We start from the raw sequence: 14,711 nt of genomic DNA, 5'->3' as shown, positions 1-14,711 counted from the left end.
GCCATGTATAAAATCCTGATAGCCGACGATCACCCACTGTTTCGCGAAGCCATCCACAACGTCATCAGCGACGGGTTTCCTGGCAGCGAGGTGATGGAAACCGCCGACCTGGACAGCGCCCTGGCGCTGACCCGCGAGCACGACGACCTCGACCTGATCCTGCTCGACCTGAACATGCCCGGCATGCACGGGCTCAACGGCCTGATCAACCTGCGCAACGAAGCACCCACCATCCCCGTGGTGATTGTCTCCGCCGAGCAGGACAAGCAGGTTGTGCTGCAAGCCATCACTTATGGCGCGGTGGGGTTCATCACCAAATCCTCGCCACGCTCGCAGATGACCGACGCCATCGAACAGATCCTCAATGGCAACGTGTACCTGCCGCCCGACATCATCCGCACGCAAAAAAGCCCGATGGGCCGGCGCATGAACGAAAATCCGAGCTTCCCACCGGAACTGCTCCAGGCCCTGACCCGCAAACAACTGCTGGTGCTCGAACGCATGACCAAAGGTGAGTCGAACAAGCAGATCGCCTATACGCTGGAGATCGCCGAAACCACGGTCAAGGCCCACGTTTCGGCGATCCTGCGCAAACTCAATGTGCACAACCGGGTGCAGGCGATTCTCAGTGCCGGGGATATTGATTTCGGGGCTTATCTGCGGCGGTGAACAGGCCACACAACTACCTGCTGGGCCCGAGGCCATGGGGCCCCTGTGGCGAGGGAGCTTGCTCCCGCTGGGCTACGAAGTAGCCCCAAAACCATTCACCCTGGTGTGTCAGGTTGAATGCATTCAGCCTCTTTGGGGTTGCTGCGCAACCCAGCGGGAGCAAGCTCCCTCGCCACATTGGTGTCCGACTCAATGATTCGGGGGTTGGCCCAACAAATGACTCATCGCAATCTTGAGCTTCATCGGCCGCACCGGTTTGTGCATCAGGGTGTGGCCGCGCTCGCGGATCTGCTGCTTGAGTTCGTTGCTGTAGTTGGCGGTGATCATCATGGCCGGGATCGGTGAGGCCCGGCGGGCGTTGATCCGAGCCACCGCGTCGACGCCGTTCTGCTCGTTGTCCAGGTGATAATCGGCAATCAGCAGGTCGGCCTCGGCGTGGTAGTTGTCCACCTGCCGTGCCAGGTCCTGCTCCGACAGCGCCGTGACCACCACACACCCCCAGCCCTCCAGCAAGGTCCGCATGCCGGCGCAGATCGCCGCGTCGTTATCCAGCACCCAGATCCGTGCGCCACGCAGGCGCTCGAGCATCGGCTCGCTCATGTCCAGGCACGGCAACGGCTTGGGCGCCGTGGCGCTCAGGGGTACTTCGACGGAAAACACCGAGCCCTTGCCCGGCCATGAACGCACCTGGATCCGGTGCCCGAGGATTCCGGCGATCTTCTCGACGATCGCCAGCCCCAGGCCCAACCCGCGGTCCTGGTCCGGACGCTGCACGTCGCCGCGCTTGAACTCCTGGAAAATTTCCTCCAGGCGGTTTTCGGCAATGCCGATGCCGCTGTCCCAGACTTCGATGGTCAGTCGCTGACGATGTCGCCGGCAGCCCAGCACCACCCGTCCACTGGGGGTATAGCGAATGGCATTGCTGAGCAGGTTGCGCAGGATCCGCGCCAGCAGCTGGATATCGCTGCGTACCAGGGCTGAACACGGCACAAAGTGCAGCGCCAAGCCTTCACTGCTGGCCACCTGGGCGTATTCGGCGGCCAGGTTCTCGAGCAATTCGCTCAGGGCGAACGGGGCGATATCGGCCTTGATCACCCCGGCATCGAGCTTGGAGATGTCCACCAGGGTGCCCAGCAGGTTTTCCACGTCCTCCAAGGAGTGACTGACATTGCGCACCAGTTGCGCGTTCGCCACCGGCTCACGACGCTCGAGCAAAGCGCTGGTGAACAGCCGCGCGGCATTGAGCGGTTGCAGCAGGTCATGGCTGACCGCGGCGAGGAATTTGGTCTTGGACAGGTTGGCCTGCTCGGCCTCGCGCTTGGCCTCGCGCAGGCGCAACTCCACCCGGCTGCGCTCGTCGATCTCGCGCAGTAACTGATCGTTGAGGGTGGTCAGCTCGGCGGTGCGTTCCTGGACCCGTTGTTCCAGGTTCTGGTAGGCCTGGTGCAACGCCTCGGCGGTGCGCCGGCGCTCGGTGATGTCGCGGATCAGCACGAAGATCCCCACCACCTCGCCGTTGGCCAAGCGGTTGGGCACATAGGAGCGCAACATGTAGCGCTCCTGATTGTTGATGTTGGTTTCGGCGAACTCGAACGTCACGCTCTCGCCCGCCAACGCCCGGGCCACGTAGGCCTCCAGGCGCTGGTAATGCTGCTCGCTGTGGGCCTCGCGCAGGCTCTGGCCGAGCATCACCCCACGGGGCCAGCAATACCATTGCTCGTAGACCTTGTTGGTGAACTCGTAGACCAGGTCGGCATTGAGGTAGGCGATCAGCGCCGGTACATGGTCGGTGATCAGGCGGATCCAGCGCTCGCTTTCGCTCAGGGCCTCGGCGTGCTGGTAGCGTTCGGTGATATCGGTGAAGGTGTTGACGTAGCCGCCGGTAGGCAGCGGATGGGTCCGAATCTCCAAGACCCGGCCATCCGACAGGCGCTGCTCGCATTCGTGAATCAGCCGACCGTTGCTGTCGCGGCTGGCGGGCGTCAGCAGGTGCAGTTCGCTGTCGGCGATGACCTCGTTGAACAACCGATGAGCGGCCACTGGCGCCAAGCCGCTGAGTTCCAGGAAGCGCCGGTTCCAAAGCTCCAGGACACCTTGGGCGTTGACCATCGCCACGCCCTGGGACAGGTTGTCCACCGCGCGCTGCAACAAGTGTGATTTCTGCGCGATGGCCTGCTCGCGGCGCACGGTTTCACTGAGCTTGACGTCGGTGATGTCGGTAAACAGGATCACCCGCCCGCCTTCCTGGGTCGGCCGCTCGCTGACTTGCAGCCAGCGACCGTTCTGCAAACGGTACAACACATGCTCGTCGGCCTGCCCCCGGGGTTCTTCGCTAAACAAGCCGTTGGCGGTCATCAAGCGCTTGACCTGTGAAAGACGCATCCCGGCGATGATGCGCACCCGACTGTGGGCCCAGAACGCCTTGAAGCGACTGTTGAACAGGACGATGCGTTGTTGTTCGTCGAACAGCACAAACGCATCGGAGATGCTCTCAATGGCATCGATCAAGTGCCGGTGGGCCGTTTCCGCCCGCAACCGCGCCTCACCCAGCAAGTGATTGCCGGCCTTGAGTTCGGCCATCGCCTGATTCAGGGCGTCGGTACGCTCACGCACCTGCTCGGCCAACACCACCGAATGCTGGAACGCCGCGTACGGGTCGTTGCCGCGGGTGACGCCGGACTCCACCCGTTCGATCAGCGCGGCGTTGATGCGCCGCAGCTTATGGTTTTCGTGCTGCAGGCTGTCGATCTGCGCTTGCAGCTCAGCGATGGCCAGGGACGCGATGGCGGGCAATGGCAACTCCGGTGAAGGTCTGGTTGATGTGCATGCCATTGAACTGTTCTCCATAGGTGTTGAACCCCATCACCCGTTGCTCGCGCAGGAACTGGCCGATCTGTTCCAGGCCACCACGGTCCTCCAGTTCCAGGCGCCTGAGGAAGCAGTCACAGCCGATGGTCAGCAACAAGTCGCCGAGACGTGCCTGCAAGCCGTCGAACAGGCTTTGCAGATTGTCCAGCAAGGGACCGGGGGTCATCGCGGTGAGGACGATGCCGTTCTCCACCGCGCAGTAGAAACTCAGGCTCAGGTCCGGGTGCACCTGCTGGATGGCCCGCACGTAGTACTGGTCATTGATGCGCACCGCCAGCGGATGGGCGGCGAAGACCCGGTAGTCGAGCGCGCTCACGGGCACGCCGATATGCCGGGCATATTCTTCGGCGGCGGGTTCGGCGTTGAGCTCAAAGACCCGTCGTGAAGCGCTGTCGGCGCCGGTGACCACCAGTTTTTCTTGCCGAGGCAGGATGTGGTGTGTGGTGAACACTTCGAATTCCAGCCAGGTGTTGATCAGCAGCACCACGGCCGCGCCGCTGTGGAACTGGCCTTCGAAGTACACATGGGTGTGGGTCAGGTAGTTGTCGTCGCCAGCCGAACCGCCGAAATGCGGGATGTCGCCGAGTGCGGCGCTCAAGGCTGCCAGCACCATTTCCTCGCGGCTGGACAGGCCGTCGAGCAAGGTCAACGCGAAGCTGTGGCCCTTGATCGGCGCCAGGGCATTACTACGGCAACCGCTGGCCAGGCGCTCGACCATTTGCTGGGCGTCGATCAGGCTGAAGTGCTCCATTTCACCGATCAGCTCGGCGGCAATGGAAAAATGCCGGTGATCGAAACCCACCGCCGTCACGCAGTTGCGGCCATAACCCTGGGCGGTGATTTCCCCTGCGCTGGTGCAGCCCACCAGGCGAATCCCGCCGAAACTTTGGGAAAGCGCTTGGCCAAGGGCCGGCAAGTTGTATTCGGCGGAACAAAAAAACAGCACGAACCCCAGGTGCGGGTGCAACAACTGCCGCGCCAGCTCCTGGGCCACTTGCTGGACGTCTGTTGCCTGGGACATGGCGCTCACCACACCTTCGCTCTGGGCCTGCTGCATCTTCGCCTCCGACGGGTGCGTGATAGGAGCCTTGAGTGTACGAAGCAACGTCCGGTCCACGAATGCTACTTGGGTAGCGGGTGGGCGCTTCCATGGGAGGAGAACAGTGGCGGCCCCGGCCGCGATGCGCACGGCTGGGGCTACCACAAAAACAATCGGGCTTTGTTTGGAATGCCCTTGTGGCGAGGGGATTTATCCCCGCTGGGGCGCGAAGCGGCCCTAAAACCTGACAACTCGGTCTGCCTGACAGATCCAGGGGGCTGCTTCGCAGCCCAGCGGGGATAAATCCCCTCGCCACAGGGATATGCTTTTCATCCGACGGATTGTGTTACCAGGTCAATACAGCCCCCACCGCGAAGGTATCGGTGTCTTCGTTTTGCGCGCTGGTGTCGTGGCCGTTGATTTCGAACTGGTTGTATTCGGCCACGAGCTTGAGGTTGTCGTTGATGTCATGGAACAGCGCAATACCGCGGGTTTCGTAATCGGCGCCGCTGCCTACCACGCCATTGCCGTCGTCGTCGGTCTTGCCATAGGACAGCGCGAGGCGGTTCTTGCCCAGCTTGTAGGAGCCCTGCAGCAGGTAGCCCTTGCTGTCGACATTGCGCAACGTGGCTTCGCCGGCGTTGTTGGTGAAGAACGGGTTGATGCCCTTGGCCTGGAACCCCGAACCGGTGAGCGACAGCCCGCCCATCTTCGCCTGCACGCCATAACCCAAGCCTTTGGAGGTTACCGACTCGACCGTTGAGTCGGTGTTGTCCGAGGTCTGGTAGCTGCCGTTGAGCCAGCTGTAGATCTTTGCCCCGCCCAGGTCGAACTGGTAGGTGATCTCGCTCTCGGTGCGCGGGTTTTCCTGATAGGCCTTGCCGGTGGCGCTGTTGTCGTTGGTGTCCACCGGATCCATGATCCCCACCGCCACGCGCAAACCGTCCATCACCGGTGTGCGGTAGGTGATCTGCGAGGTTGGGAACGGATACGGATAGCCGCTGCCGATGTTGCCGAACGACACGCCGCCGCCGTCCACCAGCCCGAGGGTGTCGCTGACCTGCCCGTAACCGGCCAGCAGTTCATCGAGCAGGATGTTGGAACGGGCGAACAGACCGAAGTCCTTGCCGATCAGCACCTCGCCCCACTCCGGGTTGGCGACGGTGCCGTAGAACTGTCGCACATCGATGGCGGTGTCGGTGCCGTTGGTTTCGCTGTCGTTGATGGTCACCCAGAACGAAGCACGGGCGCCGAGCTTGAGGTCATCGACCTGCTTGCCCATGTTGAAGCCCAGGTAGTTGGGTAAAAAACCCATCTTCACCCGCGCCTGCCGACGGTCGTACTGCTCCCCTGCCCGGTCCACATCACTGTTGACGTAAAAGGCGTTGATGTAGCCGTCAGTGGAAAAGGTGGTCTGGTCCTTGTCGTACAACATGATTTCGGCTTGGGCCCAAGATGTCAGGCCCAAGGTCGAAAGACCGGCGATGACCGCAGGCAAAAAACGCAGGCAGGTATTTTTATTGTTGTGCATGGCGCGCTCCGCAACATGAGACAGGATGTCGGAGGCGATTATCGAAAGGCGCCAGGCCACGTCATACGCTGCCTTGGAGGCGATTGACGGATGCTTTGGAAGCGCCGGCACGGCGCGGCAGTTTGGGTGTAAGACGGCGATGCCGAGGGGCGTGGTACTTTGGGTGTGGGCCGGTTGTCCTGCCAGTTAACCAATACCTGTGGGAGCGAGCTTGCTCGCGATGGCGGCGGATCATTCAACGGCGATGTTGGCTGACATATCGCTATCGCGAGCAAACTCGCTCCCACAAGGTGCTTGAGCGGTAAGGCGCTTTATGGAGAGCTTGCTCCCGCTGGCCGGCGCGGCAGGCCCCTGGCCGTCAGCTCAAAACCTCGGCTTGACGGTTTTCCAGTCCGGCCGGTAACGCTGCATCTGCCGCACATCGTCGCGCTGGCGAATACCGCACGAGAGAAACTGGTCATGCAGCTTGCCCAGTTGATCCCGGTCCAGCTCCAGGCCAAGACCAGGCGCCCGGGTGATTTTCACGCAGCCATCGACAATCGGCAGCTTGCCGCCCTTGATCACTTCTTCATCCGGTTCCTGCCACGGGTAATGGGTGTCGCAGGCGTAATCCAGGTTCGGCACCGCCGCCGCCACGTGGGCCATGGCCATGAGGCTGATGCCCAGGTGTGAGTTGGAGTGCATCGACACGCCCAGGCCAAAGGTGCTGCACATTTTCGCCAACGCCTGGGTGTCCCGCAGGCCGCCCCAATAATGATGGTCCGCCAACACAATCTGCACGCTGTTCAACGCCACACTGCGACGGAACTCATCGAAATCGGTGACCACCATGTTGGTCGCCAGCGGCAGGCCGGTGCGTTTGTGCAGCTCAGCCATCCCCTCGAGACCCGGCGTCGGGTCTTCGTAATACTGCAGGTCGTCGCCCAGCAATTCGGCCATGCGAATGGAGGTTTCCAGCGACCAGTTGGCGTTGGGGTCAATGCGCAACGGATAACCGGGAAACGCCTGTTTCAGTGCCTTGATGCAGGCCACTTCATGTTCCGGATCGAGGGCGCCGGCCTTGAGCTTGATGCTCTTGAAACCGTAGTCCTGGATCATCCGCCGGGCTTGGGCGACGATTTGCTGTTCGTTGAGCGCCTCGCCCCAACTGTCGGCCGGGTACGGCGAATCGATGTGCTCGGCGTACTTGAAAAACAGGTAGGCACTGAACGGAATCTCCTCGCGAATCGCGCCACCCAGAAGGTCCACCAGCGGCACGTTCAGGTAATGGGCTTGCAGGTCCAGGCAGGCCACTTCAAACGCGGAGTAGGCATTGCTCACCGCCTTGCTCGCGTGGGAGCCCGGGGCCAGTTCGGCACCGGCAACACTGGCCGGTTTATGCGCGGCCACGGTGGCCTGGACGATGGCCCGCAGCTGGTTGAGGTTGAACGGGTCCAGGCCGATCAACTGGCTCTGCAGTTGCTGTTGGAGCGCCAGGGCCGGCGCATCGCCGTAGCTCTCGCCCAGGCCGATGTAACCGTTGTCGCTCTCGATCTCGATGATCGAGCGCAGCGCGAACGGCTCATGGATGCCGCTGGCGTTGAGCAAGGGTGGATCGCGAAAAGCGATGGGTGTGACGGTAACGCGTTTGATCTTCATACAGCGGCTCCCGATGGGCCAGGTTTCAAGGCTTGCGATTTTTCCGGCTGATTGGCTTCGGCAACGGTTTCGGGCCGGCCGGACAGTGAGTTCGGGGTATCGCGCTTCGGCGCGGTGCGGGCGAAAAAGATCACCACGGCGGCGACGAGCGAGGTCGCGGCCAACCCATACAGGCCGCCCTCGATGGAGCCCGTGGTCTGTTCCAGGAAACCGAAAGCCGTAGGCGCGACGAAGCCGCCGAGGTTGCCGATGGAGTTGATCAAGGCGATCACCGCCGCCGCGACACGGGCATCCAGGTAACTCTGGGGAATCGGCCAGAACAACGCCGACGCGGCCTTGAAGCCAATGGCCGCAAAACAGATCGCGACAAAGGCAAAGATCGGCCCGCCAGTGGTGGACATGAACATGCCGAACGCGGCGATCACCAGTGTCACGGCAACCCACGCCTGCTGGAATTTCCATTTGCCGGCCAGGGCGGCGAAACCGTACATCGCGACGATGGAGATAATCCACGGAATCGAGTTGAGCATGCCAACCTGGAAGTCCCCCAGGCTGCCCATTTTCTTGATCATGCTCGGTAGCCAGAACGTGGCGCCGTAGATGGTCAGGGCGATGGAGAAGTAGATGAAGCAGAACAACGCGATCTGTCGGTCGGCGAGCAATTTGAACATCGACGGCTTGACCACCTGGGCGGCTTCCCGGGCCCGCTGCTCTTCGGCAATGGCGGCGATCAGCACGGTCTTCTCTTCAGCGGTCAGCCATTTGGCCTGGCTCGGGTGCGATTGCAGCCAGAACCAGACAAATCCGCACAACACGATGGAGGCGAAACCCTCGATCAGGAACATCCACTGCCAGCCATGCAGGCCCATTCCACTGATGTGCAGCAATGCACCAGACACCGGTCCCGAGATCACCGAGGCGATGGCCGAACCGCTCAGGAAGATCGCCATCGCCTTGCCGCGCTCGTTGGCGGGCAGCCATTGGGTGAAGTAGTAGATGATGCCGGGGAAGAAGCCCGCCTCCGCCGCGCCGAGAATGAAGCGCAGCACATAGAAGCTGGTTTCACCTTGCACAAAGGCCATGGCCATCGCCGCTGCGCCCCAGGTGAACATGATGCGCGTCAGCCAGGCCCGGGCGCCGTAGCGTTGCAGCAGCATGTTGGACGGCACTTCGAACAGCGCGTAGCCGACGAAGAACAGCCCGGCGCCAAGCCCGTAGGCAGCCGCGCCGATGCCCAGGTCGGTTTCCAGGTGACTGCGCACGAAACCGATGTTGACCCGGTCGATGTAGTTGACGATGAACATCACCACCACCAGCGGCAGTACATGACGTTTGACCTTGGCCGCCGCAAGCGCGAGGGTGCTCGCCGGCGTGGAGTCCAGTACGTTATTCAAGGGGTGCCTCCCGATCATCTTGTTTTTGTGGGGAACGGGACGATGATGGACGCCGGGGATTGTTCCCGTCTAATCTAACTTGGCACTTGATTGATACCTGGATTGAATCAATGTTTGAACTGGCCCAGCTGCGCTGCTTCACCACGGTGGCGACCGAACTCAATTTCCGTCGCGCCGCCGAACGTCTGAACATGACCCAACCGCCATTGAGTCGGCAGATCCAACTGCTGGAACATCATCTGGGCGTCGAGTTGTTCACCCGCAGCACGCGCAGCGTGGCGCTCACCGCCGCCGGCCGGGCGTTTTTCATCGAAGCGCAGAACCTGCTGGAACAGGCGCAACAAGCCGCCGTCGCCGCCCGGCGTTTCGCCCAGGGCGACATTGGTTCGGTGACCATCAGTTTCGTCGGCAGCGCGGTGTACGAGTTCTTGCCCAAGGTCATTGCCGAAGCGCGACTGAAACAACCCCAGGTCAAAATCGTCCTGGCGGAGATGAACACTTACCAGCAACACGAGGCCTTGCGCGCCCGGCGCATCGACCTCGGCATCGTCCGCTCGCCACTGCTGGAAACCGGCTACGCCACCGAATGCCTGGTGCGTGAGCCCTTCGTCCTGGCGGTCCCGGCCGGGCATCCGCTGGCCAGTGCGGAGTCCGTGGGCGTGCAGGACCTGGATGGCCAACCGTTCCTCATGTACTCCCATTCCGCCTACCCGCCCTTCAACGAACTGCTCACCGGCATGCTCCGCTCGGCCCGGGTCGCACCGCAATTCGTGCAATGGCTGGGGTCGTCGCTGACGATCCTGGCACTGGTCAACGCCGGCATGGGTTTGGCGCTGGTACCGCGGTGTGCCACCAGCGTGGTGTTCAAGCAGGTGGTATTTCGTGAGATCGACCTGGGCGAAGGCGTGCAGAGCGAGTTGCACCTGGTGTGGCGCCAGGACAACGACAATCCGGCGTTCACCATGTTGCTGGAAGGAATCCGAGGGGCGGTGCGCGAGGGGTTGTGAATGCGTCACCACGGCTAAAAAGGCCATCAAGCCTGTCATCAGACGCCCACCCTATTCCCGTTACCGCCCTTAGGTTGTACGATGACCGATGAGCGCAACCAAAGCGTTCATGCATGCCGGATACCTACAACAACAAGGAAATCTCCATGAAAAAAGCGACATTGATTGTCAGCTTCTTGTGCCTGTTCAGCGGTTACGCAGCGGCAGCCACGTCATCGGCCGAGCAGGACGTGGCCCAGGCCGTCGACCACCTGACTCAAGCCATGCTGCACAAGGACATCCCTCAACTCCAGGCACTGGCCGCCGAGAACCTGACCTACGGGCATTCCAGCGGGAACATCCAGGACAAGAAGGCCTTCATCGCCGACATCGAAACGGGCAAGAGCGCGTTCAAGACCCTGGAAATGAAGAACCAGAAAATCACCTTGTCGGGTGATGTGGCGCTGGTGCGTAACCACTTCTCGGCCCAGGCGCTCAAGGGCACCGAAGTGGTTCCGACGGAAATCGAGAACTTCCAGATCTGGCAGAAGCAGAAGAATGGCAAGTGGTTACTGATTGGTCGCCAGGCGTTTCGGTTCTGATCGCGATCTGATGCTTGGAAATCTCTGTGGCGAGGGAGCTTGCTCCCGCTGGGGCGCGCAGCGGCCCCGACAACGACCTGACAACTCGGTGTGTCAGGTCCATCCAGGGGACTGCTGCGCAGTCCAGCGGGAGCAAGCTCCCTCGCCACAGGGATGCCTTTTCAGCCCTGGCACCTTGTGTCAGGCCAACGCCCATTGCTCCCGGTGCTGCAGCAGGAAATCCACGAAGGCACGCACCCGTTGCGGCACATACCGGCCATGGGGATACAGCAGTGTGAAAGGCCGTGACCGGCCCCCGAACGGCTGCAACACCTCCACCAGCCGCCCATCCGCGAGTTCCTGTTCGACGATGAATCGATAGGTCTGGAACAACCCCGCACCGTGCTTGGCCAGCGTCACCCCGCCCAGCACATCATCCGAACAGCAATAGCTGCCCTGGCCGAACACCTCCTTCTCCTTGCCATCCACCTTGAACAACCAGGAAATCCGCCGTCCGCTGCTGGGCAACTCGAACTGGATGCACTCGTGATCGTCCAGATCTTCAAGGGTCTGCGGCGTGCCGACCCTGCGCAGGTAGTCCGGTGAGGCGACCACGGCCAGATTCGCGTCTTCCAGCAACCTGGCAATCATCGAAGAGTCCGGCTGCGCTCGCACCCGGATAGCCAAGTCATAACCTTCGGCAACGAAATCAATGTTTCGATTGCTCAAGTGGAGGTCGACGCTGACTTGCGGATACAAAGCCCGAAAAGCCGGCAGCAATGGCAAGATTCGATGATGACCATACGTGGTGGGCAGGCTGATGCGCAGTTGCCCGGACGGCACCGATTGGGCCCCCATCATTTCCTGTTGCGCCTCGACCAGTTGCGTCAACGCCTGCCGACATTGCTCGAAATAAGTCTTGCCGGCTTCGGTCAGGCGGATGCTGCGAGTGGTCCGTACAAAAAGTCGCGCACCCAGACGCTCCTCCAGGCGAAATATCGAGCGGCTCACCGCCGCCGGAGTGACACCCGCCAACTGCGCCGCGGCGGTGAAACTGCCCGCCTCTGCCGCCAGGCAAAACAGTTCTATGCTGCCCAGCTGCAGGTCTTCGAAATGACGTTTCATGATTCGTTACACCGCGTATCAACTGAAGATTCCAGATGCCTGTTTAGCAGTCTGTACCGTATAAATACAATGGTCCTCGGTAGCGTGGGAATCTTCCTGCGCCCATTTCCCAGCAGCAGGAGTGCAACATGCCTTTCGTCAATGTGCGTATTACCCGCGACGGCGTTACCCGCGAGCAGAAAGCCCAGGTGATTTCAGAAATCACCGAAACCCTCCAGCGCGTACTGGGCAAGGACCCGCACTTGACTCATATCGTGATCGAGGAAGTCGACACGGATAACTGGGGGTATGCGGGGATGACGACCACGGAGTATCGAAGTCTTCCCAAGGAATAACGTTTTGCCCTTGCGAGCCCGGTCCGACTGACTGGGTTTTTTATATCAGTCAACCGGTAACCTGTGGGAGCGAGCTTGCTCGCGATCGCGATGCATCAGTCAATTTGAGTTGGCTGACATGCCGCTATCGCGAGCAAGCTCGCTCCCACAGAAAAACCCCGGAGGCAGATCCTTCGGGGTTTTCATGAGGCATTGGGCTCAGAGCGTGTAGGAAATACCGGCCTGCACGGTTCGCGGTGCACCTGGGTAGGCGTAGACGCCGCCAAACGCGCCTTCCTCATAATCGGCGTCGAACAGGTTTTTCAGGTCCAGGTTGAGGCGAATCCGCTCGTTGACCTTGTAGTAACCGAGCAGGTCGACGGTGGTGTAGCTGTCCATGGTGAACGTGCTGGCCGCGGTATTGCCTGCCCGATCGTCGACGTACTTGGCACCTACGCCAAGGCCGAGGCCCTTGAGGCCACCGTCTTGGAACTCGTAGACGTTCAACAGGCTGAAGGAGTTCCTGGGCACGTTGAGCAAGCGGGTGCCGGACGGGATGCTGTTGTCCTTGGTCACTTCGGCATCCACATAGGCGTATCCACCGATCATGCGCCATTCCGGCGTCAGGTTTCCCGCCACGTTCAAGTCGAAACCGCGGCTGCGCACTTCGCCGGCGGCCACTTTGAAGTCCTGGTCCAAGGGATCGGGGGTCAGTACGTTACGTTTTTCGATCTGGTACACCGCCGCATCCACGCTCAACTGACGATCCAGCGCTTCCCACTTGATACCCATTTCATAAGATTTGCCCTCTTCCGGCTTGAATCCGCCCCCCTGGCTACTGCGACCGGTGTTGGGTTTGAAAGAACGAGCAGTGTTTGCATAGACAGCCACCGTGTCGGTCAGGTCGTAAATCACTCCAAGGCGCGGAGTGACTGCGTTGTGGCTGGCATCCCAGTCTCCATTTTGGGTAGCGAAATTCTCGTACTTATGCTCAAACCGCTCGAAGCGCGCTCCCGCCAACACCTTCAACCGCTCGGTAAGCGCCACCTGATCCTGGATGAACACACCAAACGTCTTGAGATTTTCCTGGTCGTGGGTGGGAGTACGGGTCAGCGCCGGACGTGGCTGGCCATGCACCGGATCGAAGATGTCAATCGGATAGGCGCCGGCCCCCGCCGCCGAACGCTGGATGATGGATTGGTAGTCGTAGTCTTCATACTCAATGCCCGTCAGCAACGTGTGCTCGAATCCTGCGGTGGAGAAATGCCCGGTGAGGTTCAACTGGGTATCGCGGTCGGTCCATTCCAGTTTGCGATAGTTGAAATTGCGGCCCAAGGTGCGGCCATCGGCAGCGATGCCGTTGCCTTCCACCGCATTGCCCTGCAACGTGCCATCGAGCCACTGCGTGCCGCCGGCCAGAGTCCAGTCCTCGTTGAGCATGTGTTCGAAACGCACCTGCAGCATGTTGTTGTCGTTGTGCAGCTTGCCGGCGTCTTTTTCGCCGAAGAAGGTATCGCGTGAAGCGGTGCCGCGCTGGCCGGCGTAATGGGTCAAGCCACGGTCCAGCGGTGCATTGTTGCGCATGAAATCGCCTTCGAAGGTCAGGCGCGTGGTGTCGTTGACCTGCCAGCTCACCACCGGCGCGACGCCATAGCGCTCGGTCTCGACGTGGTCACGGAAGGTGTCGCCGCCCTCGCCGATCACGTTCAGGCGATAAGCCAAGCGCCCTTCTTCGTCCAGTGGTCCGGACGCGTCCAGCGTACCGCGACGCATCCCCTGGTCACTGACCTGGCTGCCCAGGGTCACCGTGCGCTCGGTCAATGGTTGCTTGGACACGACGTTGAAGGTACCGCCCGGGTCGCCACGGCCGTACAGCATGGTCGCCGGGCCGCGCAGCACTTCCAATCGCTCGATGGTGTTGGCGTCGGGCATGTTCGGGTAGCCACGGTTGATCGGGAAACCGTTGCGGTAAAACTCCCCGGTGGTGAAGCCGCGCACGGTGAACGTCGTCAGGCCCTGGCCACCGAAGTTATTGGCCCGGCCTACCCCGCCGGCGTAATCGAGCGCGTCTTGCAGGCGCGTGGCGCCGAGGTCTTCCACCACATCGCGCGATACCACGGAAATGGATTGTGGGGTTTCATGGATCGCCGTGTCGGTACGGGTGGCGCTGGCTGATCGGGTGGCGTGGTAGCCCTTCACCGGTCCCTGTGCTGATTCGTAGTCTGAAGTGCCGACGATATCCGTGGCTTGCAGCTCGAGGGATGCCGGCTTGGCAGGGATTGGCTCTTCGGCCCAGGTGGAAGCGGAATAAGCCTGGAGCATACACAGTGAAACGAGAATCCGACGCATCGATGCACAATCCTAATGAAAAAAAGCCTCCACATTGGAGGCTGACAGAATGTGTCGTGAAAGATACAGCAACTCATTAACGTTTGACATAGATTCCCATTAACACTGGTTTTTGCTTGTTTTTTTGGGTGGATTGGTGTGTGCGAGGCGGCCTGATAGCCGACCTGGTTCTTGATAGGGATCGCGTTTCCCCTGTGGGAGCGAGCTTGCTCGCGAT

11 protein-coding genes are annotated in these 14,711 nt (G+C 61.1%); 4 read left to right on the top strand and 7 right to left on the bottom strand.

Features of this window, described 5'->3' with window-relative positions; translation table 11 throughout:
- Positions 1 to 3: 3 nt before the first annotated feature.
- On the top strand, positions 4 to 669 hold the full coding sequence (locus CD58_RS13570) for a response regulator transcription factor (protein WP_025213539.1): 666 nt from the start codon (positions 4 to 6) through the stop codon (positions 667 to 669).
- A gap of 189 nt (positions 670 to 858) precedes the next feature.
- On the opposite strand, the gene nahK is transcribed toward CD58_RS13570, so the two are convergent.
- The 5 genes from nahK to CD58_RS13545 all read right to left on the bottom strand — a co-directional run bounded on the left by nahK (position 859) and on the right by CD58_RS13545 (position 9,157).
- Complete coding sequence (gene nahK / locus CD58_RS13565) at positions 859 to 3,501, bottom strand: hybrid sensor histidine kinase/response regulator NahK/ErcS' (protein ID WP_235195301.1); 2,643 nt, start codon at positions 3,499 to 3,501, stop codon at positions 859 to 861.
- Positions 3,431 to 4,594 (bottom strand): nitric oxide-sensing protein NosP, encoded by a 1,164-nt coding sequence (gene nosP, locus CD58_RS13560; RefSeq protein WP_025213537.1) that lies wholly within the window; start codon positions 4,592 to 4,594, stop codon positions 3,431 to 3,433. Before nosP ends, nahK begins: the two co-directional genes overlap by 71 nt.
- Positions 4,595 to 4,922: 328 nt before the next feature.
- Entirely contained in the window at positions 4,923 to 6,107 is a 1,185-nt protein-coding gene (locus CD58_RS13555) for a porin (protein ID WP_025213536.1), read from the bottom strand.
- A 363-nt stretch (positions 6,108 to 6,470) separates the two neighbouring features.
- On the bottom strand, positions 6,471 to 7,745 hold the full coding sequence (locus CD58_RS13550) for a glucarate dehydratase family protein (RefSeq protein ID WP_025213535.1): 1,275 nt from the start codon (positions 7,743 to 7,745) through the stop codon (positions 6,471 to 6,473).
- Positions 7,742 to 9,157 (bottom strand): MFS transporter, encoded by a 1,416-nt coding sequence (locus CD58_RS13545; protein ID WP_038436636.1) that lies wholly within the window; start codon positions 9,155 to 9,157, stop codon positions 7,742 to 7,744. Before CD58_RS13545 ends, CD58_RS13550 begins: the two co-directional genes overlap by 4 nt.
- 92 nt (positions 9,158 to 9,249) lie before the next feature.
- Between CD58_RS13545 and CD58_RS13540 the strand changes: the two genes are divergently transcribed.
- Positions 9,250 to 10,146, top strand: coding sequence for a LysR substrate-binding domain-containing protein (locus CD58_RS13540; protein ID WP_025213533.1), 897 nt, complete (start codon positions 9,250 to 9,252; stop codon positions 10,144 to 10,146).
- 146 nt (positions 10,147 to 10,292) lie between these two features.
- Positions 10,293 to 10,727 (top strand): nuclear transport factor 2 family protein, encoded by a 435-nt coding sequence (locus tag CD58_RS13535; RefSeq protein WP_025213532.1) that lies wholly within the window; start codon positions 10,293 to 10,295, stop codon positions 10,725 to 10,727.
- Between the two features lie 180 nt (positions 10,728 to 10,907).
- Here CD58_RS13535 and CD58_RS13530 read toward each other — a convergent pair whose 3' ends face one another.
- Positions 10,908 to 11,831 (bottom strand): LysR family transcriptional regulator, encoded by a 924-nt coding sequence (locus CD58_RS13530; RefSeq protein WP_025213531.1) that lies wholly within the window; start codon positions 11,829 to 11,831, stop codon positions 10,908 to 10,910.
- 128 nt (positions 11,832 to 11,959) lie between these two features.
- Between CD58_RS13530 and CD58_RS13525 the strand changes: the two genes are divergently transcribed.
- The gene (locus CD58_RS13525) at positions 11,960 to 12,166 is read left to right on the top strand and encodes a tautomerase family protein (RefSeq protein WP_025213530.1); all 207 of its coding nucleotides are present in this window, start codon (positions 11,960 to 11,962) and stop codon (positions 12,164 to 12,166) included.
- A 198-nt stretch (positions 12,167 to 12,364) separates the two neighbouring features.
- Here CD58_RS13525 and CD58_RS13520 read toward each other — a convergent pair whose 3' ends face one another.
- Positions 12,365 to 14,494, bottom strand: coding sequence for a TonB-dependent siderophore receptor (locus CD58_RS13520; RefSeq protein ID WP_025213529.1), 2,130 nt, complete (start codon positions 14,492 to 14,494; stop codon positions 12,365 to 12,367).
- Positions 14,495 to 14,711: the final 217 nt, after the last annotated feature.

This window comes from Pseudomonas brassicacearum (genome assembly GCF_000585995.1).
Lineage (GTDB): Bacteria > Pseudomonadota > Gammaproteobacteria > Pseudomonadales > Pseudomonadaceae > Aquipseudomonas > Aquipseudomonas brassicacearum_A.
The sequence above is the reverse complement of the archived record's forward strand: the minus strand, read 5'-3'. Positions and strand labels throughout refer to the sequence as shown.